The sequence below is a fragment of the Mycobacterium sp. SMC-18 genome (assembly GCF_045310895.1).
Classification (GTDB): Bacteria; Actinomycetota; Actinomycetes; order Mycobacteriales; family Mycobacteriaceae; genus Mycobacterium.
This window is the reverse complement of the sequence record NZ_JBJIAL010000039.1, coordinates 17,326-39,539: the sequence shown is the minus strand read 5'-3', so window position 1 is coordinate 39,539 and position 22,214 is coordinate 17,326. Positions and strand designations below refer to the sequence as shown.

Annotated in this window: 28 protein-coding genes; 12 read left to right on the top strand and 16 right to left on the bottom strand. The window is 65.5% G+C overall.

Annotated features, from left to right (window positions below):
- Positions 1–49: 49 nt before the first annotated feature.
- Positions 50–1,126 carry an NAD-dependent epimerase/dehydratase family protein gene (locus ACJH6J_RS24545; RefSeq protein ID WP_073696223.1) on the top strand — a complete coding sequence of 359 codons (1,077 nt, stop codon included), beginning with the start codon at positions 50–52 and terminating at the stop codon, positions 1,124–1,126.
- Positions 1,127–1,153: 27 nt separating this feature from the next.
- Here the strand turns inward: ACJH6J_RS24545 and ACJH6J_RS24540 are convergent, their stop codons facing one another.
- Positions 1,154–1,429, bottom strand: coding sequence for a dsRBD fold-containing protein (locus ACJH6J_RS24540; RefSeq protein ID WP_406804660.1), 276 nt, complete (start codon positions 1,427–1,429; stop codon positions 1,154–1,156).
- Positions 1,430–1,580: 151 nt separating this feature from the next.
- On the opposite strand from ACJH6J_RS24540, the gene ACJH6J_RS24535 reads away from it, so the two are divergent.
- The 3 genes from ACJH6J_RS24535 to ACJH6J_RS24525 are packed head-to-tail and all read left to right on the top strand — an operon-like array spanning position 1,581 to position 4,897.
- Positions 1,581–3,131 (top strand): arylsulfatase, encoded by a 1,551-nt coding sequence (locus tag ACJH6J_RS24535; RefSeq protein WP_406804659.1) that lies wholly within the window; start codon positions 1,581–1,583, stop codon positions 3,129–3,131.
- Positions 3,132–4,025, top strand: coding sequence for an HAD family hydrolase (locus ACJH6J_RS24530; protein ID WP_406804658.1), 894 nt, complete (start codon positions 3,132–3,134; stop codon positions 4,023–4,025).
- Positions 4,022–4,897: a formylglycine-generating enzyme family protein gene (locus ACJH6J_RS24525; protein WP_406775948.1), complete on the top strand. Its 876-nt coding sequence runs from the start codon at positions 4,022–4,024 to the stop codon at positions 4,895–4,897. The genes ACJH6J_RS24530 and ACJH6J_RS24525 overlap by 4 nt, the downstream gene beginning before the upstream one ends.
- Positions 4,898–4,907: 10 nt before the next feature.
- Here the strand turns inward: ACJH6J_RS24525 and ACJH6J_RS24520 are convergent, their stop codons facing one another.
- Complete coding sequence (locus ACJH6J_RS24520) at positions 4,908–5,477, bottom strand: TIGR03086 family metal-binding protein (RefSeq protein ID WP_061003291.1); 570 nt, start codon at positions 5,475–5,477, stop codon at positions 4,908–4,910.
- A 93-nt stretch (positions 5,478–5,570) separates the two neighbouring features.
- Between ACJH6J_RS24520 and ACJH6J_RS24515 the strand changes: the two genes are divergently transcribed.
- Positions 5,571–6,161, top strand: a complete 591-nt coding sequence (locus ACJH6J_RS24515; protein WP_082762317.1) for an ABATE domain-containing protein — start codon at positions 5,571–5,573, stop codon at positions 6,159–6,161.
- A 108-nt stretch (positions 6,162–6,269) separates the two neighbouring features.
- Here ACJH6J_RS24515 and ACJH6J_RS24510 read toward each other — a convergent pair whose 3' ends face one another.
- The 3 genes from ACJH6J_RS24510 to ACJH6J_RS24500 all read right to left on the bottom strand — a co-directional run bounded on the left by ACJH6J_RS24510 (position 6,270) and on the right by ACJH6J_RS24500 (position 8,321).
- Positions 6,270–7,301: an NAD(P)-dependent oxidoreductase gene (locus ACJH6J_RS24510; RefSeq protein ID WP_061010704.1), complete on the bottom strand. Its 1,032-nt coding sequence runs from the start codon at positions 7,299–7,301 to the stop codon at positions 6,270–6,272.
- Positions 7,302–7,308: 7 nt separating this feature from the next.
- Positions 7,309–7,548 (bottom strand): hypothetical protein, encoded by a 240-nt coding sequence (locus tag ACJH6J_RS24505; protein WP_061001726.1) that lies wholly within the window; start codon positions 7,546–7,548, stop codon positions 7,309–7,311.
- Positions 7,549–7,724: 176 nt separating this feature from the next.
- Positions 7,725–8,321 carry a redoxin domain-containing protein gene (locus ACJH6J_RS24500; RefSeq protein WP_234785598.1) on the bottom strand — a complete coding sequence of 199 codons (597 nt, stop codon included), beginning with the start codon at positions 8,319–8,321 and terminating at the stop codon, positions 7,725–7,727.
- A 55-nt stretch (positions 8,322–8,376) separates the two neighbouring features.
- Between ACJH6J_RS24500 and ACJH6J_RS24495 the strand changes: the two genes are divergently transcribed.
- Positions 8,377–9,003 (top strand): TetR/AcrR family transcriptional regulator, encoded by a 627-nt coding sequence (locus ACJH6J_RS24495; RefSeq protein WP_406775949.1) that lies wholly within the window; start codon positions 8,377–8,379, stop codon positions 9,001–9,003.
- 16 nt (positions 9,004–9,019) lie between these two features.
- Here ACJH6J_RS24495 and ACJH6J_RS24490 read toward each other — a convergent pair whose 3' ends face one another.
- Genes ACJH6J_RS24490 through ACJH6J_RS24475 form a run of 4 tightly spaced genes read right to left on the bottom strand, consistent with a single transcriptional unit; the run spans position 9,020 to position 11,125 of the window.
- Positions 9,020–9,259 carry an anti-sigma factor family protein gene (locus ACJH6J_RS24490; protein WP_406775950.1) on the bottom strand — a complete coding sequence of 80 codons (240 nt, stop codon included), beginning with the start codon at positions 9,257–9,259 and terminating at the stop codon, positions 9,020–9,022.
- On the bottom strand, positions 9,256–9,891 hold the full coding sequence (locus tag ACJH6J_RS24485) for an RNA polymerase sigma factor (protein ID WP_073696298.1): 636 nt from the start codon (positions 9,889–9,891) through the stop codon (positions 9,256–9,258). Before ACJH6J_RS24485 ends, ACJH6J_RS24490 begins: the two co-directional genes overlap by 4 nt.
- A gap of 21 nt (positions 9,892–9,912) precedes the next feature.
- Complete coding sequence (locus ACJH6J_RS24480; protein ID WP_133425530.1) at positions 9,913–10,659, bottom strand: flavodoxin family protein; 747 nt, start codon at positions 10,657–10,659, stop codon at positions 9,913–9,915.
- Positions 10,622–11,125, bottom strand: a complete 504-nt coding sequence (locus tag ACJH6J_RS24475) for a YkgB family protein (protein WP_133425529.1) — start codon at positions 11,123–11,125, stop codon at positions 10,622–10,624. The genes ACJH6J_RS24480 and ACJH6J_RS24475 overlap by 38 nt, the downstream gene beginning before the upstream one ends.
- Positions 11,126–11,409: 284 nt before the next feature.
- Between ACJH6J_RS24475 and ACJH6J_RS24470 the strand changes: the two genes are divergently transcribed.
- Positions 11,410–11,754, top strand: a complete 345-nt coding sequence (locus ACJH6J_RS24470; RefSeq protein ID WP_406804657.1) for a hypothetical protein — start codon at positions 11,410–11,412, stop codon at positions 11,752–11,754.
- A 40-nt stretch (positions 11,755–11,794) separates the two neighbouring features.
- Here ACJH6J_RS24470 and ACJH6J_RS24465 read toward each other — a convergent pair whose 3' ends face one another.
- Both ACJH6J_RS24465 and ACJH6J_RS24460 read right to left on the bottom strand, forming a co-directional pair.
- Positions 11,795–13,042, bottom strand: a complete 1,248-nt coding sequence (locus tag ACJH6J_RS24465; RefSeq protein WP_336470597.1) for a GNAT family N-acetyltransferase — start codon at positions 13,040–13,042, stop codon at positions 11,795–11,797.
- A 173-nt stretch (positions 13,043–13,215) separates the two neighbouring features.
- Entirely contained in the window at positions 13,216–13,710 is a 495-nt protein-coding gene (locus tag ACJH6J_RS24460) for a DUF417 family protein (RefSeq protein WP_286150207.1), read from the bottom strand.
- 232 nt (positions 13,711–13,942) lie between these two features.
- Here ACJH6J_RS24460 and ACJH6J_RS24455 point away from each other — a divergent pair, with 232 nt between their 5' ends.
- The gene (locus tag ACJH6J_RS24455) at positions 13,943–15,292 is read left to right on the top strand and encodes a hypothetical protein (protein WP_133425528.1); all 1,350 of its coding nucleotides are present in this window, start codon (positions 13,943–13,945) and stop codon (positions 15,290–15,292) included.
- On the opposite strand, the gene ACJH6J_RS24450 is transcribed toward ACJH6J_RS24455, so the two are convergent.
- From ACJH6J_RS24450 to ACJH6J_RS24430, 5 genes are read right to left on the bottom strand one after another with little or no spacing between them, the layout of a single operon-like run.
- Positions 15,218–15,685, bottom strand: a complete 468-nt coding sequence (locus ACJH6J_RS24450; RefSeq protein WP_133425527.1) for a hypothetical protein — start codon at positions 15,683–15,685, stop codon at positions 15,218–15,220. The genes ACJH6J_RS24455 and ACJH6J_RS24450 overlap by 75 nt on opposite strands.
- Positions 15,682–16,788 carry a molybdopterin-dependent oxidoreductase gene (locus ACJH6J_RS24445; protein ID WP_133425526.1) on the bottom strand — a complete coding sequence of 369 codons (1,107 nt, stop codon included), beginning with the start codon at positions 16,786–16,788 and terminating at the stop codon, positions 15,682–15,684. Before ACJH6J_RS24445 ends, ACJH6J_RS24450 begins: the two co-directional genes overlap by 4 nt.
- The gene (locus ACJH6J_RS24440) at positions 16,785–17,414 is read right to left on the bottom strand and encodes a methyltransferase domain-containing protein (RefSeq protein ID WP_133425525.1); all 630 of its coding nucleotides are present in this window, start codon (positions 17,412–17,414) and stop codon (positions 16,785–16,787) included. The genes ACJH6J_RS24445 and ACJH6J_RS24440 overlap by 4 nt, the downstream gene beginning before the upstream one ends.
- A gap of 1 nt (position 17,415) precedes the next feature.
- Positions 17,416–18,078: a DUF2064 domain-containing protein gene (locus ACJH6J_RS24435; RefSeq protein WP_073696234.1), complete on the bottom strand. Its 663-nt coding sequence runs from the start codon at positions 18,076–18,078 to the stop codon at positions 17,416–17,418.
- Positions 18,075–18,731, bottom strand: coding sequence for a glycosyltransferase family 2 protein (locus tag ACJH6J_RS24430; RefSeq protein ID WP_083612319.1), 657 nt, complete (start codon positions 18,729–18,731; stop codon positions 18,075–18,077). The genes ACJH6J_RS24435 and ACJH6J_RS24430 overlap by 4 nt, the downstream gene beginning before the upstream one ends.
- A 116-nt stretch (positions 18,732–18,847) precedes the next feature.
- Between ACJH6J_RS24430 and ACJH6J_RS24425 the strand changes: the two genes are divergently transcribed.
- The 4 genes from ACJH6J_RS24425 (at position 18,848) to ACJH6J_RS24410 (ending at position 22,202) form a co-directional block, all read left to right on the top strand.
- Positions 18,848–19,537: a response regulator transcription factor gene (locus ACJH6J_RS24425; RefSeq protein WP_073696236.1), complete on the top strand. Its 690-nt coding sequence runs from the start codon at positions 18,848–18,850 to the stop codon at positions 19,535–19,537.
- A complete protein-coding gene (locus tag ACJH6J_RS24420; RefSeq protein WP_073696237.1) occupies positions 19,524–20,552 on the top strand; it encodes a cell wall metabolism sensor histidine kinase WalK in 1,029 nt (342 codons plus the stop codon). Before ACJH6J_RS24425 ends, ACJH6J_RS24420 begins: the two co-directional genes overlap by 14 nt.
- Positions 20,549–21,325: a haloacid dehalogenase type II gene (locus ACJH6J_RS24415; protein ID WP_073696238.1), complete on the top strand. Its 777-nt coding sequence runs from the start codon at positions 20,549–20,551 to the stop codon at positions 21,323–21,325. Before ACJH6J_RS24420 ends, ACJH6J_RS24415 begins: the two co-directional genes overlap by 4 nt.
- A 112-nt stretch (positions 21,326–21,437) precedes the next feature.
- On the top strand, positions 21,438–22,202 hold the full coding sequence (locus ACJH6J_RS24410; RefSeq protein ID WP_212812748.1) for an SDR family NAD(P)-dependent oxidoreductase: 765 nt from the start codon (positions 21,438–21,440) through the stop codon (positions 22,200–22,202).
- The last annotated feature ends 12 nt before the right edge of the window (positions 22,203–22,214 follow it).

The window sequence follows — 22,214 nt, the reverse complement described above, 5'->3', positions numbered from 1 at the left end:
TCTCGCGCGCTCTGTTAACTGGAACACGTTTCAGTTATGCTCCTGCACCATGCGTGATGCTTCCCTGACCACAGACCTCGGCCGCGTGTTGGTAACCGGCGGGTCTGGCTTCGTCGGCGCCAACCTGGTGACCGAACTGCTCGGCCGTGGCCACCACGTCCGGTCGTTCGACCGGGCGCCGTCGCCGCTGCCGGCCAACCCGAACCTGGAGACGCTGGTCGGCGACATCACGAACGTTGACGACGTCGACGCCGCAGTCCAGGGCATCGACACGATCATCCACACCGCGGCGATCATCGACCTGATGGGCGGCGCATCGGTCACCGACGAGTACCGCAACCGCAGCTTCGGCGTGAACGTCGGCGGCACCGAGAACCTGGTGAAGCTGGGCCGGGCCGCGGGCGTCAAGCGCTTCGTCTACACCGCGTCGAACAGCGTCGTCATGGGTGGGCAGGACATCCAGAACGGCGACGAGACCATGCCGTACACCGCCCGCTTCAACGACCTGTACACCGAGACCAAGGTCGCCGCCGAGAAGTTCGTGCTGTCGCAGAACGGCGTCGACGGCATGCTCACCTGTTCCATCCGGCCCAGCGGTATCTGGGGCCGCGGCGACCAGACCATGTTCCGCAAGGTGTTCGAGAACATCCTCGCCGGCCACGTCAAGGTGCTGGTGGGCAACAAGAACATCAAGCTGGACAATTCCTACGTGCACAACCTGATCCACGGTTTCATCCTGGCGGGCGAGCACCTGGTGCCCGGCGGTACCGCACCCGGGCAGGCCTACTTCATCAACGACGGCGAACCGCTCAACATGTTCGAGTTCGCCCGGCCCGTCATCGTCGCGTGCGGCCGCAAGCTGCCCACCTTCTACGTCTCCGGCAAGCTCGTGCACCGCGTGATGATGGCCTGGCAGTGGCTGCATTTCCGGTTCGCCCTGCCCGAGCCGCTGATCGAGCCGCTGGCGGTCGAGCGCCTCTACCTGAACAACTACTTCTCGATCGCCAAGGCCAAGCGCGACCTCGGCTACGAGCCGCTGTTCAACACCGAGCAGGCCATGAAGGAATGCATGCCGTACTACGTCGACCTCTTCCGCCAGATGGAAGCGGCCGAAGCCACGAAGTAGTTGTACGCCCGTGTGCCTCTACCGATTTCAGCGGTAGTGGTGCACCGGGTGCTGCGTTGATTTCTCGATGTTCGCCGACGCGGCCAGGAGCAGATCGGTGCCGAGCGCGATGAGTGCACGGGCCGCCGCGATCTCCTCACCGACCAACGGCGCACTCGGGTCTTTGGGATTGCGGTAGGCATCCCCTGTCGTGGTGAGCGTGTCGTCACGGAGCCGGGCGTGCGCGCTGGCGTGGGTGTGGACATCGTCCTCGAAGAACTCGATCTCGACGTGCCACTTGTTGGTCAGATCCTTGTCGTACATGTCGATCACCTTCCCTAAGTAAGCGTGCTCCTCCCGCCGCCCGTTGACCAGTACCCATTTCACGCACCTGCCGAAGCGCCGCCGGAATCGGTGACGCACCCGTAAAGTCGAACGGGCACAGCAATTTCCGTTTCGATCGAGGAGCTCTGTCATGCCCGACGGCAAACCCAACATCCTGGTGATCTGGGGCGACGACATCGGCATCAGCAACCTGAGTTGTTACAGCGACGGCCTCATGGGCTACCGCACCCCGAACATCGACCGCATCGCCGCCGAGGGCATGCGCTTCACCGACTCCTACGGCGAGCAAAGCTGCACCGCGGGCCGGGCGGCGTTCATCAGCGGGCAGAGCGTGTATCGCACCGGGATGAGCAAAGTCGGCGTGCCGGGCGTCGACATCGGTTGGGCCGCAGAGGATCCGACAATCGCCGAGCTGCTCAAGCCGATGGGCTACGCCACCGGGCAGTTCGGCAAAAACCACTTCGGCGACTTGAACAAGTACCTGCCGACCGTGCACGGGTTCGACGAGTTCTACGGCAACCTGTACCACCTCAACGCCGAGGAGGAGCCCGAGCAGTTCGACTATCCGCACAAGGATCAGTTCCCGCTGCTGTACGAGAAGGCGCTGCCACGCGGCGTGATGAACTGCAAGGCCACCACCGAGGTCTCGACCGAGCCCGACGACCCGAAGTTCGGACCCGTCGGCAAGCAGACCATCGAGGACACCGGCCCGCTCACCGCCAAGCGGATGGAAACCATCGACGACGACATCGCCGACCGCACCGTCGACTACATCAAGCGCCAGCACGAGGCGGGCAACCCGTTCTTCGTGTGGTGCAACTTCACGCACATGCATCTGTACACACACGTGAAGCCCGAGAGCCGCGGGCAAGCCGGCATCTGGCAGTCCGAGTACCACGACGCGATGATCGACCACGACAAGAACGTCGGCACGGTGCTGGACGTCCTGGACGAGCTGGGCATCGCCGACGACACCATCGTCATCTACTCCACCGACAACGGCCCGCACCGCAACACGTGGCCCGACGCCGGCACCACGCCGTTCCGCAGCGAGAAGAACACCAACTGGGAGGGCGCCTTCCGGGTGCCGGAGATGATCCGCTGGCCCGGAAAGATCAAGGCGGGCACCGTCTCCAACGACATCATCCAGCACCACGACTGGCTGCCGACGCTGCTGGCCGCCGCGGGCGACCCCGATATCGCCGAGAAGCTCAAGAAGGGCCACAAGGCCGGTGCCGACGGCGAGACCGAGTACAAGGTCCACATCGATGGGTTCAATCTGCTGCCGTATCTGATGGGCGAGGTCGAGCACAGCCCGCGCCGGGGCTTCTTCTACTTCAACGACGACGCGGAGCTGGTCGCGATGCGTTTCGAGAACTGGAAGATCGTCTTCGCCGAGCAGCGCTGCCAAGGCACCCTGCGGATTTGGGCCGAGCCGTTCACGCCGCTGCGGGTGCCCAAGCTGTTCAACCTGCGCACCGACCCCTACGAGTACGCCGACATCACGTCGAACACGTACTACGAGTGGTTCCTGCGGCGCGACTTCTTCGCCTTCTACGCGACGGCGATGGCCGCGGCATTCCTCGACACCTTAAAGGAGTTCCCGCCGCGGCACCCACCGGCCAGCTTCAGCATCGACCAGATCGTCGAGAAGCTGCACCAGTTCCTGGCGGCCGACTAGGTGTTGGAGTCCTGGAACAACGGCCCGACCAAGTCGGCGATCGTCGACTTCGTCGGGCGGGTCATCACCGAAGGTCCGGATTTCGTTGTGCCGCAAGACCGGATCGCGGTCTTCGACAACGACGGCACACTGTGGTGCGAGAAGCCGGCGTACGCCCAGCTGGATTTCCTGGTGCGCCGGCTGGCGGTTCAGGCCGCTGCCGATCCGTCGCTGGCCGCACGTCAGCCGTACACCGCGGCCGTGTCCGGCGACCTGGCCTGGTTCGGCGACGCCGTCACCAAGCACTATCAGGGCGATGACAACGATCTGAAAGTGCTTGCCGGGGGCGTTCTTTCGGCGCACTCCGGGATCACCGTCGAGGAGCATGCCGCGCGGGTGGCGGCATTCTTCGCCGCGGCCCGGCACCCCACGCTGGACCGTCCGTACACCGCGTGCGGGTATGTGCCGATGACCGAGTTGCTGCGTTACCTGGAGTCGCACGGTTTCACCTGCTACATCGTCTCCGGTGGCGGGCGGGACTTCATGCGACCCGTCACCGAAGCCATGTACGGCATCCCGCCCGAACGCGTGGTGGGCAGCTCAGTGGGTGTCACGTTCGCCGATGGCGATCTGGTGACGACGGCGCAGCCGGAGTTCCTCAACGACGGGCCGGTGAAACCGGTGCGGATCTGGGGACGGACCGGGCGCCGGCCGATCTTCGCGGCGGGCAACTCCAACGGTGACATCGAAATGCTGCAGTACACCAAGGGTTTTCAGCTAGTGGTGTTGCATGACGATGCCGACCGCGAGTTCGCCTATGAAGCCGGCGCCGAGAAGGCACTGACTCTGGCAGAGACCGAAGGCTGGACTGTCGCGAGCATGCAGTCCGAGTGGGCCGAGGTGTTCCCCCGTTGACCCTGGTCTGGGTACCGGGGCAGACGACGGTGCTGGGCTCCGACGCGCACTACGCCGAAGAAGCCCCGGCCCGCGAGGTGACGGTCGACGGCTTCTGGATGCAGCCCCATCAGGTGACCAACGCGGACTTCGCCGCCTTCGTGGAGGCGACGGGCTACGTCACCGTCGCCGAACGGCCGCTGAACCCCGCCGACTATCCGGGCGCCCCAGTGGAGAACCTGCAACCGGGCTCCATGGTCTTCCGCCGCACCCCCGGCCCCGTCGACCTGCGTCACCTCAGCCAGTGGTGGACGTGGACGCCGGGCGCCTGCTGGAACCATCCGCGCGGCCCGAAGTCGTCACTGCGGAACCGCGAGCAGCACCCCGTCGTGCACGTGGCATTCGAGGACGCCGCCGCGTACACCGACTGGGCCGGGCTGGCCCTGCCCACCGAGGCGCAGTGGGAGGTCGCGGCCCGCGGAGGCCTGGACCGCGCCACCTACACGTGGGGCGACGAACCCGAGCAGCCCGGGCAACAGCTGGCCAACTTCTGGCACGGCGAATTCCCGTATCTGCCCGACACCGGTTACGGCCAGACCACACCGGTGGGCAGCTTCCCGCCGAACGCCTACGGCCTGTTCGACATGGCCGGCAACGTCTGGGAATGGACCACCGACTTCTACGGGGACACCCGAGACACCCGGCCCTGTTGCGCCGCAGACAGTTACGACCCTGACCAACCGGGGACGCCGGTAGCCCGCCGGGTGATCAAGGGCGGCTCATTCCTGTGCGCCGACAGTTACTGCCTGCGCTACCGGCCGGCAGCCCGTCGTCCACAAGCCGTCGATACGGGGATGAGTCATGTCGGCTTCCGGTGCGTGCGGAACGGGTGAGGTAGCCGAATCAAAGTGGATTGCGGCCGGCGAAGGCGATGACCCGCTGCGTCGGACTGGCGTCGCCACCCAATTCAACCCCCGGACCGAACAAGCCCTGGGGTTGTAGAGCGGGCACAAGTGCTGCACCTACGCCCTCTGCCAGCGCAGCCTCAGCGTCATCGAATTCGACCGTTCGTCCCACGGCGACCGCAAGATCCCAGCTGTGGATGAGCGTCGAGTAGGTGATGATGCTGATCGCCTCGGCCGCCGGCATCGATCCGAGCACCGTGGTGACCGGATGCTGCCAGTCACCGATGGTGGCCCACGCACGTTGGGAACGGCCGATCGACTGCTCAGCAACCGCCAACGGGTCCGACCCCAAAATATCAGCGCCACTGAACAATTCCGCTTCCGTCGGCCCGCTGCCGCCATCGACGGCGGCCGCAAAAGCATCGATCGAGGAGATGGTGTGGCTCAGCAGCGACCGCACCGCCCATCCCGCGCACGGACTCGACAGGTCGAGGTCCGACGCCGTCAACGTCGACACGAGACCGACCAGTCGGGCATCGGCCCCCGAGAGCAATTCAACAGGTCCCATCACAACGCCACCTAACGTTAGTAGTTGATATTTACCGTTATGGTTCTACGCGACAGCGGCTAACGTTGTCAACGGAGTGCTACCGTTAATTCGGTGGCAGCCACATCGAGACTGGAGCGCGCGCAGCGCGCCGGTTTTCCCGTGGCAGGAGAGCCATTGGCCGTGGATTTGGCCGACACGATCATCACGGTGACCACTCCGGCCACCGACCTGCTCGCCGACGAAGCGGCCTGCCGACTCTGGTGGGACCTCCAGCGCGACCGCCTGCCAGACACCGCGTCGGCTCCGCCGCTGCGACAGACCATCGAGCTACGCGAGGCCATTCGCGAGATCCTCGACGCCCAGATTGCCGGCACACCGCCGAGCCGTGCCGCAGTAAGTCACGTGAACCAATCCGCCGCCGGCGTCCTCCGCACGAGGAGGCTGGTGCGCGTCCCCGCTGGATGGGCATCGGAAACCGAATACCACCCGACCACCGACCAGTCGCACCAGCTTGCTGTGGCGCTCGTAGCAGACAGCCTCATCGACTTTCTGGTCGGACCGACGTCACAGCGACTTCGCCGTTGCCAAAACCCTGCTTGCAGTATGCTTTTCGTGGCGCAGGACGCGCGCCGAAAATTCTGCACGCAAAACATCTGCGCCAATCGGATGCGTGCGGCGCGGCACTACCAGCGCCACCACTGACGGCTACCATGCCACCCTGCGGAGACTGCGGCCACATTTGAATGCTGCAAGCACCAAGGGTTTTCGGCTGCTGATGTTGCACGACGATGCCGACCGCGAGAGAGAAGGTCAGTCCCGCAGTGGCGCAAAGGCGAAGTCGCGCAGCCCGTCTCGTGGGTGAATCGCGGCGGTGAAACCGAGTTCCTGGGTGGCGCATACGGGATCGGCAACGATATGGCGGACGTCGCCGCTGCGGTACTGACCAGTGACCTTGGGCTGCGGGGCATTGCGGGCAGCGCATAACTGCTCAGCCACTTCACGAATCGTGATCGGGTGTCCGGAACACACGTTGAAGGCCGTGAAGCCGCCGTGGTCGTATGTCGTCGCGGCGACGTTGGCCGCGGCCACGTCGTCAACATGGACGAAGTCGCGCATCTGCCCGCCGTCTTCGTAAACGTCTGGGACGGAACCATTTTCCAAGGCTGAGCGGAAGATGGCCGCCACCCCGGAGTACGGCGTATCCCGGGGCATACCCGGGCCGTAAACATTGTGGTAGCGCAGTGCGACGACCGACCCACCCACCGCGTCGGCCCAGGCCAGCGCGTAGTGCTCCTGCGCCGCCTTACTTGCCGCGTAGAGGCTGCGCGGCCGCAGCGGGGCATCCTCCCCCACCGTGCGCCAATGCAACTCTTCGCCACCTAACGGACAGCGGTGCTCGAATACGCCCGCGTCCAGGTCCGACTGGCGGCGCGGCAACGGCTCAACCAGCCCGTGTCGCGCACATTCGTAGCTCCCCTGGCCGTAGACCACCATCGACGACGCCAGCACCAGCCGCCGGCACCCCGCGGCGTACATCTGGGCCAGGAGCACCGTCGTGCCGAAGTCGTTGTGACTGCCGTAGGACGGTGCGTCGGCGGCATTGACGCCCGCGCCGACCACGGCAGCCTGGTGGCAGACCATGTCGATGCCCTTGAGCAGCCCGGCCAACGCCTCGGCATCACGTACGTCCTGTATCCGGCAGCCATCGGGCGGCAGGGCACCGTCGCCATGCGCAGCGCTGAGCATGGCGTCAATGGCGACAACCTCGTGCCCGGCGGCGGTCAACGCCGCCCAGATGCGCGAACCGATGAAACCGGCGGCGCCGGTCAGGAGTATCCGCACGGTGCTGTCAGCAGCCGTCCGGGCAGACGACATCAACGAGGGCAGACGCGGCTCCGCCGTCCAGCTTTCGAACATTGCTCACCGAGCACGCGGTGAGCGGAGCCGTCGGCGTCTGGTTGATCTGCACGAGATAGCCTTCCGCTCGCAGATCGTTGATCACCGCGTCCGCCGGCGCTGCCGACGCGACCGGAGCGAACGCCACCATCGCAAGAGCGGCTGCACCCATGCCCATGATCACTGACTTCATCACAGCACTCTTTCGTTGTCTTCCAATAGAATTCGTGTGCATCAACGCGGTTCTCACCGGCGAGAACCGCCCGCCGAAGGCGGCAATACCACTGTAATGCAGTAACTTTCGTGAGATTCTTACCGATTGGTGACCATCCCGACGAGTTCCCGGCCTGGCCGCGATCACTCTGTCGATCAAGCGCCCGCGCCGCCGGCAACCGCCCTCACCGCAGCGACAATGTCATCGATCAGCGGGATGTCGGCCGCAGTGACGGCGTGATGGGCGTAAACAATGCGTCCGTCACGGTCCACGACGAAGGTGCCGCGGCCCTGCAGGACATCCGACGTCACCTTGCCTGCGCGGCTACCCGAGCGCAGCACGCGGATCAGGCGCATCGGAGAGAACATGGCATACCGCCCGAGCGAAAAGCGCTCGACTTCCGTGGCACGCTCAAGCTCCTGTTGCGGGTCACTGAGGCAGTCGGCGGTGATGCCGCGCTGCGCACAGGACGCACATACCGTGTCGATGTCATCGCGATAGACGATGGCCACGCGGGCGCCTGCCGCCGCGAGTTGATCGCCGGCCTGCTCGAGGTCGCGGGCAGCCTGCTGACAGAACGGGCACCACAACCGGTGAAACGCCACCACAGCAGGTCCTGTCGCAATCAACTGCGCGACCGTGACGTCCCCGTCCGCCGATGTCACGGCGACATCGACCGGAAAGCGTTCTCCAACAAAAAGACTCACCGCGCCCTCCAAACGAATGTCAAGTGAATGACCGGCGACAGCCACACTCAAGATTTCTGTACTCTACAGTACAAAGTTGATCGCTTGATAGCGTCATCGAGTGATCACCGAGCCGACGACCGACCGTGGCCGCGCGACGGTGGCCCGAATCTTGGAGGCGGCATGTGTCTTGTTCGCCCGTCAGGGAGTGCGGGCGACGACTCTCGATGAGATCGGCGGCGCCGCCGGTGCGGGGCGCAGCCAGCTGTACCACTTTTTCGCCGACAAGGCGGACTTGGTTTCCGACGTGGTCCGGTTCCAGGTCGACCGGGTGCTGTCGGCGGTCGAGCCGTCATTCGACAACGTCAACACGGCCGCCGATCTCCGCGCCTGGTGCGCCGACGCACTCCGCGCGCACGCATCTTCTGACGATCCCATCCGCTGCCCCATCGGATCGCTGGTCTACGAACTCGACCGCTCCGCCGATGGCCCGGCCCGTGCGGCGCTCAGGGCCGGGTTCGGCCGCTGGGAACAGGTCATCGCCGACGCCTTCCAGCGGGTGGCCGCCGACGGCGGGTTGCTGCCCGGCACCGATCCCGCTGTCCTGGCTGCCGGTCTACTCGCCGCCTACCAGGGCGGCATGTTGCTCGCGGACGTCAGTGGCGATGTCGCACCGCTGCAACACGCGCTGGATACGGCATTGGCAGCCGCTCTGGGGCCACCCCCCAAACGCAAGCGATCCCGGTAGCCGCGCGCCTGCCACTTCAGCGCCAGTTGCGAAATGCGTTGATGAGCCGATGCCGGAACTCCGGGTCGAGTTCGTCGGTGCCGATCTTGCCGACGGTGGCGACGGTGCTGCGGAACTGTTGGAGGTAGTTTTCGTTGCCGTCGCATTCGAGCAGATGCATGTCGAAGCGCGCCCGGTCCTCCAGGTCGAGGCTGCCGTCGAGGTAGGCCGTCACCAACTCGACGAGTTCGTTGCAGTCCATCGGGTTGGTGGTCATGCGGTATCCCTCAGATAGTCCTCGAGCACCTGCCGGACGGCGGCTCGGCCTCGGTGGAGCAAGACGCGCTGATTGGCAGCGCTGATCTCGAGCAGTTCGCAGACTTCGTCGGAGTCCAATCCCAGCATGTCACGCATCGTCACCACGACGCGCTGGCGTTCGGGAAGATTGTCGAGTCCCCGTCGCGCCACCATGATCAATTCCTCGCCGAGGACCGAACTCTCAGGGGTGTCCGGAAACGGCGCCGGCACTGCGGTCGGCAGCCAATGGCCGGGATGCGGGTCGTCGGTGCCGCGAAAGCGCGCCGGGTCGACGGTGCCACCAGTGAACGCCGCCACCGCAAGATCGGCATCCCGCCGCTCACGGATACCCCGGTTCTTGGCGATATTGATCAGAATCGCGAAAAGCCAAGTACGCAACGACGACCTGCCCTCGAACGAACCGATCCCCTTGAGCAACGCGATCCAGGTGTCCTGCACGACGTCTTCGGCGATCTCACGGGTCGGTACGTAACCCTGTGCGACCCGTAGCAGCGCCGGCGTATGCCGGTCCACCAGTTCGGCGAAAGCCGACTCGTCGCCGCGTTGCAACGCGGCGACGAGCGCACCTTCGTCACCTGCGATCCTGGTCATGATGACCGGGAGCATAGTCGCTCAGCGGTACTCCGGATTGGTGAAGTCGTACCGGCAACCGGCGTCCCATCCTGATCGCACATTGCCGTAGGCGGGGATGCCGCCGCCGGCGCGCAGCATCCGTGCCAGGTGCATCAGGTTCCACGTCATGAACGTGGTGTTGCGGTTGGTGAAGTCGTTCTCCGGCCCGCCCGAGCCGGGGTCCAGATAGGACGGGCCCGGACCTGCTTCACCGATCCAGCCGGCGTCGGCCTGCGGCGGAATGGTGTACCCGATGTGTTGCAAGGTGTAGAGCACGTTCTGCGCGCAGTGCTTGACACCGTCCTCGTTGCCGGTGATCAGGCAACCGCCGACCCGCCCGTAGTACAGGTACTGCCCGGCGTCGTTGAGCAGATGCGAGCCGCCATAGAGCCGTTCGTGTACTTGCTTCATCACAGAACTGTTGTCGCCCAACCAGATCGGGCCGGCGAGCACCAGAATGTCAGCGGCCAGCACCTTGTCGAAGATCGCCGGCCAGTCGTCGGTCGCCCACCCGTGCTCGCGCATGTCCGGCCAAACGCCGGTGGCGATGTCGTGGTCGACGGCGCGCACCACCTCGACCTCGACACCATTGGCGGCCATGATGCGACTGCTGATGTCGATCAGACCTTCGGTGTTGCTCACCTCGGGCGATCTCTTGAGCGTGCAGTTGATGAACAGCGCACGCAGGCCGTCGAAGTCAGCAGGCCGATCAGACACGATCACCCTCCCGCCCGGCACCCAGCGCATCGGCCAGTGTCCACGCCGCAAGGCCAAGCAGCGCAACGTCTTTGATCAGGAACTGGCCCGTCATCGACAGCGCCGGGAAGCCGCCGGCGGCCGACTCACCGATCCCGGGCGTGGTGAACAGGAAACTGATGGTCGCAACGAACAGCCCGACCGCGATCAGGCTGCCGACCGCCGACACTTTCGGCCACCACGGCTTGACAGCGAGCAACACCGCAGTGCCAACCTCGAGCACACCGAGCAGCGACGAGAACGTCGTCACGGAGAAGATGTCGTACAGCCAGCTCATGAACGGGCTGTGCGCGACGAGCGGCTGAATACCTTGCGCCTCATACGAAGTGAATTTCAGTAAGCCAATCCACCCGATCACGATGACAAGTCCGTAGCGAGCGAGATGGCCGGCGATTCGACTCACTATGGCCTCTGTTGTCAATGATTCGACTCGGGCCCGAATGTTCGTCGCGGTCATTGGTTTACCTCTTTCGGCTGTCTCGCGGCGGCCTGCCCGCCGACGATCACAGAACTGAGTGGGTCGCCGGCGCCCGAACGTTACGGCCCCCGGCCTCTGGCCGCGCGCACCACGGACGTGTGGGCCGACGGCCCGGTCGTTACGGGGAAAGTCCGCCGGCGACCGCGCGTCACAGAATCGTCAGATAGTCCCGTCGCGCGGCGATCCGTAACGGAGTGGGCCTTCGCCAACACTCAATCGGCGAATGGGCCACGGCCCCAACGACCAAACGAGGAGCGCACATCATGAGCAACACCGTCACAGCGAGCTTGGGCAAAGCCGCCCGCTGGACCGTCATCGCCGGCGCCGCCGTAGCCTTCGCGGGCGTGCCGAACGCCTCGGCCAACCCACCGATCCTGCCCACACCCGGCGACGGACCCGCCAGCACCGCTGTCCAGGAGCTGCAATCCGCGGGCTACAACGTCTCGTTCAACTGGCTCGAAGGGCACCCCAACGTCCCGTTGTCCGAATGCAAGGTCACCAGCATCTCCGACCTGCGCGTAACGATGCAGGCAGACGGCATGACACTCATGGAACCCGCGCGGTTCGACACCGCCTACGTCGATATCACCTGCCCGAACGCAAAATAGGTCTCACTCGGCGCAGCATGCCGGCCGGCATGCTGCGCCGCTACAACACGCGCTCGAACCACACCTGGTCGCGCACGGCAATCCCGTCTGATGCCGTGCCGGCCGGGTAGCCCGAGTGCGGGCCGAAGGCGTCATGCACTACGCGACCGAGCCGGAATCCGCAGCGCTGGTAGAAACGCAGATTGCCAATATCTGCTGTCGCAGTGGCCAATTGGACTCGTCGGGCACCGCCGGCGCGAGCGTCATCGATCACCTGCTCGAGCAGGCGGCGCCCGACGCCGGCACCGCGGTGCGGCACAGCGACGGCCATGTTGGCCACCTCCCATGTTTCGCCGTGATCACTCACGGTGACTTGGATGTGTCCGACGACTTCGGCCGATCCGCGCATGGCGACCCAAACGCGCCCTGCACCGATGTAGCCGTCAAGTTTGCGCTCGGAATCCTCGGCCAGCCGGAACAGATCGATGAGAGCCCGCCGGTCTCCGTCGAACGGCACGATCCTCACCGGCTCCGCAAAATCCGTGCCCGCAGTTTCACTGCTGACGCACATTCCCTGCGCAGACACCAACTTCCAAGTACCGCTCCCGTTCTCACCCGAGCCTGACGCCTGGATCGGGCCGTCAACCGGCTTTATCAACATGGCGCGGGTGTACAACAGTTGGAAGCCGCGACGTTGGGCGTTCTCTTGCGACTTGGAGCCGGGCGCCGTGGTGATCACCGCAATATCGCAGCCGGCTTCCGCTGCGTCTGTCAGGCGCCGTGCCAGCAGTGCGTTCTGTATCCCGCGACGACGATACGCCGGAGCGGTTGCGGCACCGGTGAATTGAGCAATGCCCCCTGTGATCATCAGGCTCGCACCACCGGCAATCACGCCATCACATCGACCGACGTACATCGTGGCGCCGGCATCGTAGAAGTCGCGTTCGTCCCGCTCGATGGCTTCGTCGGAGAATTGCTCGTGGAAACCCACACCCTCATCGTCAGGATGGGCCGTACCTGCCACCACTACGTCCAACCAGGCGTCGAATTCTTCTGGGCCGCATACCCGTACGTCGATTCCCGGTGAGGTCGCCACCGGTAGCGCACAGTCAAGGCGCCGACCGAGGACGCACTCGTGCGCGACGAGCCGATAACCGCGGCGCGACAGCAGTACCGCGACCTCGCGGTCGGCGAGACTGGAAAGTTCTATCTGCGTGGGCGTTTCGCGTATCGCATATTCCAGCTCGATAGCGCCGAGAGCTACCGGGTCAAGCGCGCCATCGAAACCCAGCCCGACCACTTTGTTCATCGGTGATCCAGGTTCAGCGAAACATGCCACTCCGCCACCCAGCGGAGTGGCGAATCCCGACCTGTTGCGCTGCCGGGCGGGTGCACTCGCGAGTGCAATGAGCTGCGCCTCAGCGTGTTCGATGCGGCCGGCCAGAGACGTACTGCAGAACAATGATGTGTTGCTGTCCATGGTCAGCCACCCGAGTTCTGCTTCGCAGCGGGCGGCATACGACGACCGTCGAGCGCATCACCCAAGGTCCAGATGGCCACTCCGATGAGCACCAGATCCTTCAACAGAAACTGGCCGGGCAGAGCACCCAAAATCGGGATCGGGCCCGCATGTCCAACCACCAGACCCGGCGTGGTGAACAGGAAGCTCAGCGTTCCGACGAACAGCACCACCGCCATGGCACTACCCACGGCAGACAGCAGTGGCCACACCCGATGCAGTGCGATCAGGACCGCGGCGAGGATCTCGGCAGTACCTAGGGCCGTGGCCACAGCGCTGTGACTGAGCACCAGGTAGATCCAGGACATCAGCGGGTTGTGCTCAATCAGCACATGGGCTTCCATCTTGACGAACTTGCCCACACCGATCCACGCCAGCACGACGACCAATCCATACCGGGCCACTGCCTGCCCCAACCTGCTGATACGGCTCGATATGGCCGCGGGTTGAACAGACAACGGCTCGTCCTTCCACGATGCGATGAAAGCCCACTCCGGGCAATAAGCCAGTAGTGTACTTTCTAGTACATTTATCGTACGGGAGAGTACAGTACTGGTCGGCAACCGTGTCATCGATCGATGCCACGACCGCAACATGCAACCGCGCAGAAGCAGATCTCCCGTGCTACACCCCGCAAGGGTCATCGAATCGTCACCGTTTCACCGGCAGCCCACTCTTAGGCTGGCAGCCGTGAACATTCGCCGAAGGACAGCAACGGCCGCCGTCGTGGGGCTGACGCTCGTGGTCGTCGCGTTCGCGGTGCCGCCGCTGCATCTGGGGATCGTCACCCCGCTGATCAACAGCACCCCAGCCCAGATCCGAAGTTTCGCACAGACTGCACCCATCTTCGGCTGGTGGAACGCGCACATCGGCTGGGGTACGGCACCTGCAGCGCTGATCGCAATGGCCGCGGTGCTGTGGGGACAGCCAGTCGCCGCGCGATTACCGTGGCGCGCAGTACCACTGACCGCATGGGCTGTCTCCTGCTCCTGGGCATTCTCGTTGGCCATGGTCGACGGCTGGCAGCGGGGTTTCGCAGGGCGCCTGACGGCGCAGCACGAATACCTCCGACAAGTGCCGAGCATCACCGACATCCCTGAGGCTTTGCGCACCTTCTCGTCCAGAATCCTCGATTACCAACCACATTCGTGGATCACCCACGTTTCGGGCCACCCGCCCGGCGCATTGCTGACATTTGTATGGCTGGATCGCATCGGGCTGGGCGGCGGCGCCTGGGCCGGCCTCTGGTGCCTACTGGTCGGATCCAGTGCCGCGGCAGCCATCGTCGTGACGCTGCGCGTTCTGTCCGGTGAGGCGACGGCCCGAGCCGCCGCACCCTTCGTCGCAGTCGCCCCGACTGCCATCTGGATTGCCGTGTCCGCCGACGGTTACTACGCCGGTATCGCCGCCTGGGGAATCGCTCTGCTGGCGCTCGCGACGCGTGACCGACACCCGATCCTTACCGGCGCCGGCGCGGGCCTGCTGCTGGGCTGGGGCATCTTCCTGAACTACGGTCTCGGTCTGATGGCGATACCGGCTGTCGCGGTGCTGATCACGGCGCCGGACCGCCGCACAGCGGTCCGAGTCCTCGCGCCCGCGACGGTGGCGGCGCTGGCCGTGGTCGGCGCGTTCGCCGCGACGGGCTTCTGGTGGTTCGACGGTTATACCCTGGTGCAGCAACGGTATTGGCAGGGCATCGCCATGAACCGCCCATTTCAGTACTGGTCGTGGGCGAACCTGGCTTCTGTGGTGTGCGCCATCGGCCTGGGCAGCGTCGCCGGGCTGAGCCTGGCATTCGACCGCGTCGCGCTTCACCGCCGAAGCGGCATCCACCTATTGACGCTCGCCGCACTGTTGGCCATCACGTGTGCCGACCTGAGCATGCTGAGCAAGGCTGAAACCGAACGGATCTGGCTGCCGTTCACCGTCTGGCTGACCGCCGCCGGCGCGCTACTGCCGGCGCCGTCACGGCGCTGGTGGCTGGCCGCCAACGTCATCGGCGCACTGGCCCTCAACCACCTGATTCTGACGAACTGGTAGCAGCCGCCTGGCCACCAGATAGCCGGGCACGCACGCCCACACCAGGGCCAGTGAAATCCACAGTCCGGCATGGTAATCACGATCCAGCACAGTCATGTTGTCCAGGTGCATGCCTGGCTTGTCGAAGACCGGGATCGCAAGCAGGCCAAGCACCGCTGAACACAACGCGGCCACCGCGACCGGCGCCTGCCACCTGACCGGAAGTATCCGGCGCGCCGCGAAGCCCAGCGCCACGCACAGCGGAGCGAACACCACGTCGTGCACGGCGACCGCGACCAACGCCCACACCGCCATGCGCATCATGATCACCGGCGGATTCTCGAACACCAGGGTCACGCCGTACCCGGCCAGCGCCAGCCCTGAGATCATCAGAAGCACCCGAGTGGCCCTCATTGCATCACCTCGATCCGGGACAGCCATTTGGTCTGCAACACACCAGGTCTCGACGGAGCGATGAGCCGACATGGGTATCCGTGGTCCGGATGCAGCGTCTCCCCATTCAGTTTGAGCGCGACCAACGTCTGACCATCCCGGGCATGACGCGCGGGCAGCACGGTGCGCGAATACGGGCCGGGCGGCTCCAGCGAATCCATCCGCACGTCGGCCTGCGGCGACCCGCCCACCATGGCGATCAGGTCCGCGAGCACCACGCCGGTCCACTCGGCGTCGGCACTCCAGCCTTCGACACAGGCGATCGGCAGGTGGAATGTCCTCTGCGGCATGGCATTGAGTTCAGCCACCGAGAACGCTCGACTACGGGCGCCGTTGACGACGGTGAGCCGATAATTCGGCGACCCAGCAGCTTGCAGCACGCCGGCCGCGACCGCTGTCCGATTCACCGGAATACCTTGCGGCCCTTTACCGGAGCGTGGCGACAGCAACGACACCCCACGTAGCCATCCGACACTCTGCCCGACCGTCGCCACCGTCGCGACCGCGACCGCCGCCCCGGTACCCAACAACACGCTGCGCCGCGTCGGCCCAACCGCACCGCCGGTCGCGACATCGCCGAGCGGTTCGCCAAGAGCCCGCCGGATCACCGGCAGCTTCACCGCAATGTGCACCAGGACCGCACCCGCCGCGAGGTAGGCCACCGCGTAATGCGACGTGGTGAAAAAGAACTTGAAGACGTACCACTGCGCGATGTTCAGCAGACCGGTGGAGAGCTCGAACAGCATCGCCCCCACCAGGACCAGGATGGAGGCGCGCTCGAGCTGTTTGGCGACGCCGCCAATGATGGGACGTTCGAACAGCTTGGGCCACACCGACCACAGCTTGACGACGGTCAGCGGAATCGCCGCGATACCAGAGGCGACGTGCGTGCCCTGCGTCAGCCGGTACAGCCAGACCGGATGCGCGGGCCAGTAGAACCACGGTTGCGGATGCTGGATGAAGTGGCTGATCAACCCGGTGACGAAACACAGCGTGACCGCGATGCCGAGCATCATGCCGACCCGCGCGGTGACGGCGGTGCTGCGTAGTTCCGTGCCGCTCATCGCAACGCCAGACTCGCGAGCATCCGGTCCCCGACCGGGTGCATATCGACGACCTTCAGGCCGGCGTCGCCGGCGATCCTGGGCGCGCTGTCGACTCCGACCGTCGCCCACCGAAACCACGGACCAACCGTCCGCGCCGATTCCAGCCGCACCCATCGAGTTATCACTCCGCTTGGGGCCGAGTCGAATTCGGCGATACACAGGCCTCCGCGCCGAAGCAGATCGGCAGCCCGGCGAAGCACGCGCGTCGGGTCACCGCCCAGCCCGACGTTACCGTCCGCCAGCAGCACTGTCTGCCAGCGGCCCATGCCTGGGAGCGGGTCGAAGACATCGCGGCGCAACGCCGGAGCGCCGCTGCGCCGTGCAAGTTCGACGGCGGTGGCGGACTGGTCGACGCCGAGCGCCGGCACGCCGCGCCGAATCAGATCGGCCACCAGCCGACCTGGTCCGCACCCGAGGTCGATGGTCGGCCCGTCGCACAATGCCAGAACTGCCCGATCAAACCTCCGATCCGCCCGGCGACCGCCCAGCCAGTTGTGCACGGGCAGACGTTGCCGACTGCCGTCGTCCTGGCGGACCCAGCACCGCTCCCCGACCAGTGCGCGCTCATACAGGTTTCCGAACACGTCACACCCCGATCGCCGCAGTAAGGCTCCGGAACCGACTGCCCTGCGGACAGCGCGCCCGCACTACGGCGATGTCGTCGATGACGTCGACATCCGACAGTTCGGTCACCAAATCCACGGTCAGGCCGGCGTGCGCCAAAGCGCGCTGTGTCCGGGCCCCGGTATCGGCTTGCGACATCGGAACCGTACGCAGGCTGTCGGCGCCGACGCCGTTGTGCAGCCCGAGCAGCCACCAACCACCATCGCTGGCCGGCCCCAGCACCGAGTCGGCGCGAAGCAACCGAAGTGCGCACGCCGTCAGCAACTTGGCAGTCACCTGCGGGGTGTCCATGCCGATCTGCAGCACCGGGTATCCGAGGCACGCCGCATCGTGGTGCGCATTGGCCAAGCGCTCACCAAAATCATTGCCACGCTGGGGAACAACGGTGAATTCTGCCAGCCGTTCCCGGATCGCGGCGGCCCCCCGCGCGGACGCAAGATCGCCGGTCAACGCCACCATGCGCGCGACGGTCGGCGTCGCGGCCACCGCGTCCAGAGTGTCCAACAGCGCGGCGGCGGCGAGATCCGCCGCTCCCTCCGCACCCAATGTGTGGGCCAACCGGGTTTTGGCCAGACCAGGTACCGGAGCCTTCGCCACCACCAGCACAGTCACGGGAACGGTCATGAGATCACCCGCCAGAAGTCCAGTGCGGCAAGAAAACTGCCACGCAACGAACCGCTCACTTTCGACTCGCCGCCGGTGCGCGGGCCATAGCTGACATCGGTTTCAACTACCTGCCAGCCCGCCTGCCCCGCGCGCACCAACAGTTCCAGCGGATAGCCGAATCGACGATCCGCGATACCGAGACCCAGCAGCGCCTCGCGCCGGGCCACCCGCATGGGCGCAATGTCGTGCACCGGCAACCTGTATCGGGTCCGCAATCGCCAACACACCACGGCGGTGCCCAGGCGGGCATGCCAGTGCCAACGTAGCCCGGGAACCGCGCGGCGCCGCCCGATGACCAGGTCGGCACCGCGGTCGAGCATCGCAACCAGATACGGCAACGCCCGCGGGTCCAGCGACCCGTCGGCGTCGAGCACCGCAACCGTCGACGTCTGCGCTGCCAGCACGCCGGCATGGACCGCCGCACCGTATCCGGGCTCCAGTTCGGTGATCACGTCGGCGCCGTGGGCCCGCGCCACGGTCGCCGTCCCGTCGGTGCTGTTGTTGTCGACCACCAGAGCCCGGTATCCGTTTGGGAGGACGGCCAGAATCGCGGGCAGCGACTCGGCCTCGTTCAGACACGGCAGGATCACCGTGATCGCAGAGCTGGACATCATCCGACGGTAAAGCGGGCCGTGCGCCGCAGCCAAGGGTCAAATGATGACGAAACTGTGACATAGGTGCTGGTAGAAGCCATGACCAGAGTTACTGGCGGGCTAGGCTGTCGAGTGTGACGAGGGTATTGATCGCAGATGACGACCCCGTCGTGCGTGATGTGGTGCGTCGGTATCTGGAGCGAGACGGGCACAATGTCTCGATCGCGCGTGACGGCAATGAGGCGCTGGCGCTGTTGAACACGGAGCGTGTCGACATGGCGGTGCTCGACGTGATGATGCCCGGACCCGACGGGCTGACATTGTGCCGCAGCATGCGCCGCGGCGACGGCTACGGACTGCCGGTGATGCTCTTGACCGCGCTCGGCGAGGAGGACGACCGGATCGCCGGTTTGGAGGCCGGCGCTGATGACTACCTCACCAAACCATTCAGCCCCCGCGAGCTCGCCTTGCGGGTGCGTTCGGTGCTACGACGGGTGCCGGCTCGGGATCTGGCTGGGCCCTTGGAGATCACGAACGGTGCGCTGCAGGTGTCGACTTCCGCACATTCGGTGAGCATCGACGGCGTCGCAGTGAGTCTAACCAACCGTGAATTCGACTTGTTGGTGTTCCTACTCACCCATCCCGGCACTGTGTACTCCCGCGACCAGCTGCTGAAACTGGTGTGGCAGTGGGATTTTGGCGACCAATCGACGGTGACGGTGCACATCAAACGGCTGCGCGCCAAACTCGGTGCGGCACATCGGATTCAGACGGTATGGGGGCGCGGCTATCTGTGGGGAGACGACGATCATGCCGGCAACTGACCTGTGGGAGATCATCGGTTGGGCACTGGCCTGTTCGGTTCCCGTCGTGGTAGCCGGCGGCGTGTTGATCCACCTGGCTCGCTCCTGGTCGCTGGCGGTCAGCATGGTTGCCCTGGTTCTGATTCCAACCCTCGCGACCTTCACCGGCGTGCTCGGCGCCAGCGGCTTCATGATCACCGAGACCTTCGAGCGCATCGCGGTGGTGCTGGTGATCGTCGCGGTGGTGACCATCCCCGCGGCGGTGATGCTGGCCCGCTACCAAGCGCGAAGAACGGTGTGGGAGCAAGAAATCCGAGCTTCCGAGCGGGCCGCCGAACAATCCCGGCGCCGCCTGGTGGCGTTCGTCAGCCACGACCTGCGTACCCCACTGGCCGGTATCCGAGCGGTGTCCGAGGCGATCTCCGATGGCCTCGTGGACAGTACCGAGGTGCGGTCGCACGCCAAACACATTGAGCAGGAATCGATTCGGCTTTCCGAGATGGTCGACGACCTGTTCGAGATGTCGAAGATCAATGCCGGCGCGGTCCAACCGGCGCACGACACCGTCGCGCTCGATGAAGTCGTCGACGACGTCTTGGCTACCCACCGGATCGCCGCGGAGCGAGCCGGGGTGCAACTGGCTGCTCAACTGCCGGCCGAACCCGTCCGAGTGATCGGCAGTGACCGGGCGTTGGTGCGGGTGCTGTCCAATCTGGTGGCCAACGCCATCGCCCATACCCCGGAAGGGGGCCGCGTCGAGCTGACGCTGGGCCGCGACGCCGACGGCGCCTGGGCCCGCGTCGACGACACGGGAGTGGGTATCGACGAGGCTGATCTGGCCAGGGTGTTCGACGTCGCCTATAGGGGGTCCAACGGCCGCGTGCCGCGCGCCGATTCGTCACTGCCGAGTGGGTCCGGTTTGGGACTGGCCATCGCAGCGGGTCTGGTGCAGGCCCACCGCGGCACGTTGTCGGCTCACAACCTCGAAACGGGCGCACGCTTCGAGGTTCGGCTACCACTCGCCGACGGCATATGAAGGCAGATTTATCGCGCCGAGGCTTCATCGGCCTCACGGCCGCGGCCGGCCTGAGCGCCGGCCGGTCACCGTCAGCGTCGGCCGCTCCGGGCCGACCTGGCCCCATTCGGGCCGTCGCCTTCGACGCGTTTACCGTGTTTGATCGCAGGCCAATCGACAATGCCGCCGAGGACATATTTCCAGGCGCCGGAACGACATTGATCGAAGCATGGCGAGTCCGGCAATTCGAATACACCTGGTTGCGCACCTTGTCGGGTACGTACACCGACTTCTGGACCGTCACCGAGGATGCGCTCGAATTCGCGGTACAGCAGTGCAAACTGCGGCTCAATCCCGCCGGTCGCGAACAATTGATGGGCGCTTGGCTCAGATTGACACCATGGCCAGATGCCCCGGCTGCGGTCCGCACGTTCAAGGACCGCGGGCTACACCTCGCTTTTCTATCCGACGCCACCGTGACGATGCTTGACTCCTGGGTCACGAACGCAGGGCTGGACGATGTCTTTCGCCCACACTTGAGCACCGACCGCGTCAAAGCGTTCAAACCCGACCCCCGCGCATACCAGCTGGGCGAAGATGCATTCGGCATCCCGCGCACACAAATCGCATTCAGCGCGCACGGCGGCTGGGACGCGGCCGGCGCCGCAGCATTCGGCTACCGCACCTTTTGGGTCAATCGCAGCGACGCGCCGGCCGAACGACTGTCGGCAACCCCCGAAGCCACCGGCGTCGACCTCACTCAGTTGGTCGAGTTCGTCGACGAACGCTCCTGACGGGAACGCGAAGCGAGTACGCGCATCGGTCACAGATGTGAACAGATTATGTAATCTGTTCACACCGCGGCGTCTGGGCCGGGTCCACCGTCGATCACGCCAGGAGAAACCAGTGAGCACACAGCGCAGCGCCCTCGTCGTCGGTGGGGCATCCGGTATCGGCTGGGCCACCGCCCAAGGACTGGCCGCGCAGGGCTACCGCGTCACCATCGCCGACCGGAACGCCGAACTCGCCGAGGCCCGCTCCGCCGAACTCGGCGCACCGCACACCGCCGTCGCCGTCGAGGTCACCGACGAAGCGTCCGTCGCTGCCGTCTTCGAGCAGACCGGGGAGCTGGACGCCGTCGTCAGCTGCGCCGGGTTCTCGACCTTCGGGCTCATCGTCGACATGCCGGTCGAGGACTTCCGCGCCGTCGTCGACTGCTGCCTGACGGGGTCGTTCATCGTCACCAAATACGCCGGCCAGAAGTTGCGTGAGGGTGGGTCGCTGGTGTGCATCTCGTCGCTCAACGGCCGCCAGCCCGCCATCGGCATGAGCGCCTACAGCGCCGCCAAGGCCGGCCTGTCGATGCTGACCGAGGTGGCCGCATTGGAGTTGGGCCCCAAGGGCATTCGCGTCAACGCCGTCGCCCCCGGTTTCGTGACCACTCCCCTGACCGAAGGCGCCGCGATGATCCCCGGCGTCGTCGACGAGTACGTCGAGAACACCGCGCTGGGCCGCGCCGGCACCCCCGAGGACATCGCCAACGCCGTGCTGTTCCTGTGCTCGGAGCAGTCGTCCTGGATGACGGGCGAGGTTCTCGACCTCAACGGCGGCGCGCATCTCAAGCGCTACCCCGACATCATGAGCCACCTCCTCAAGCTCGCGTCGGGGTAGCAACCGGCGGCA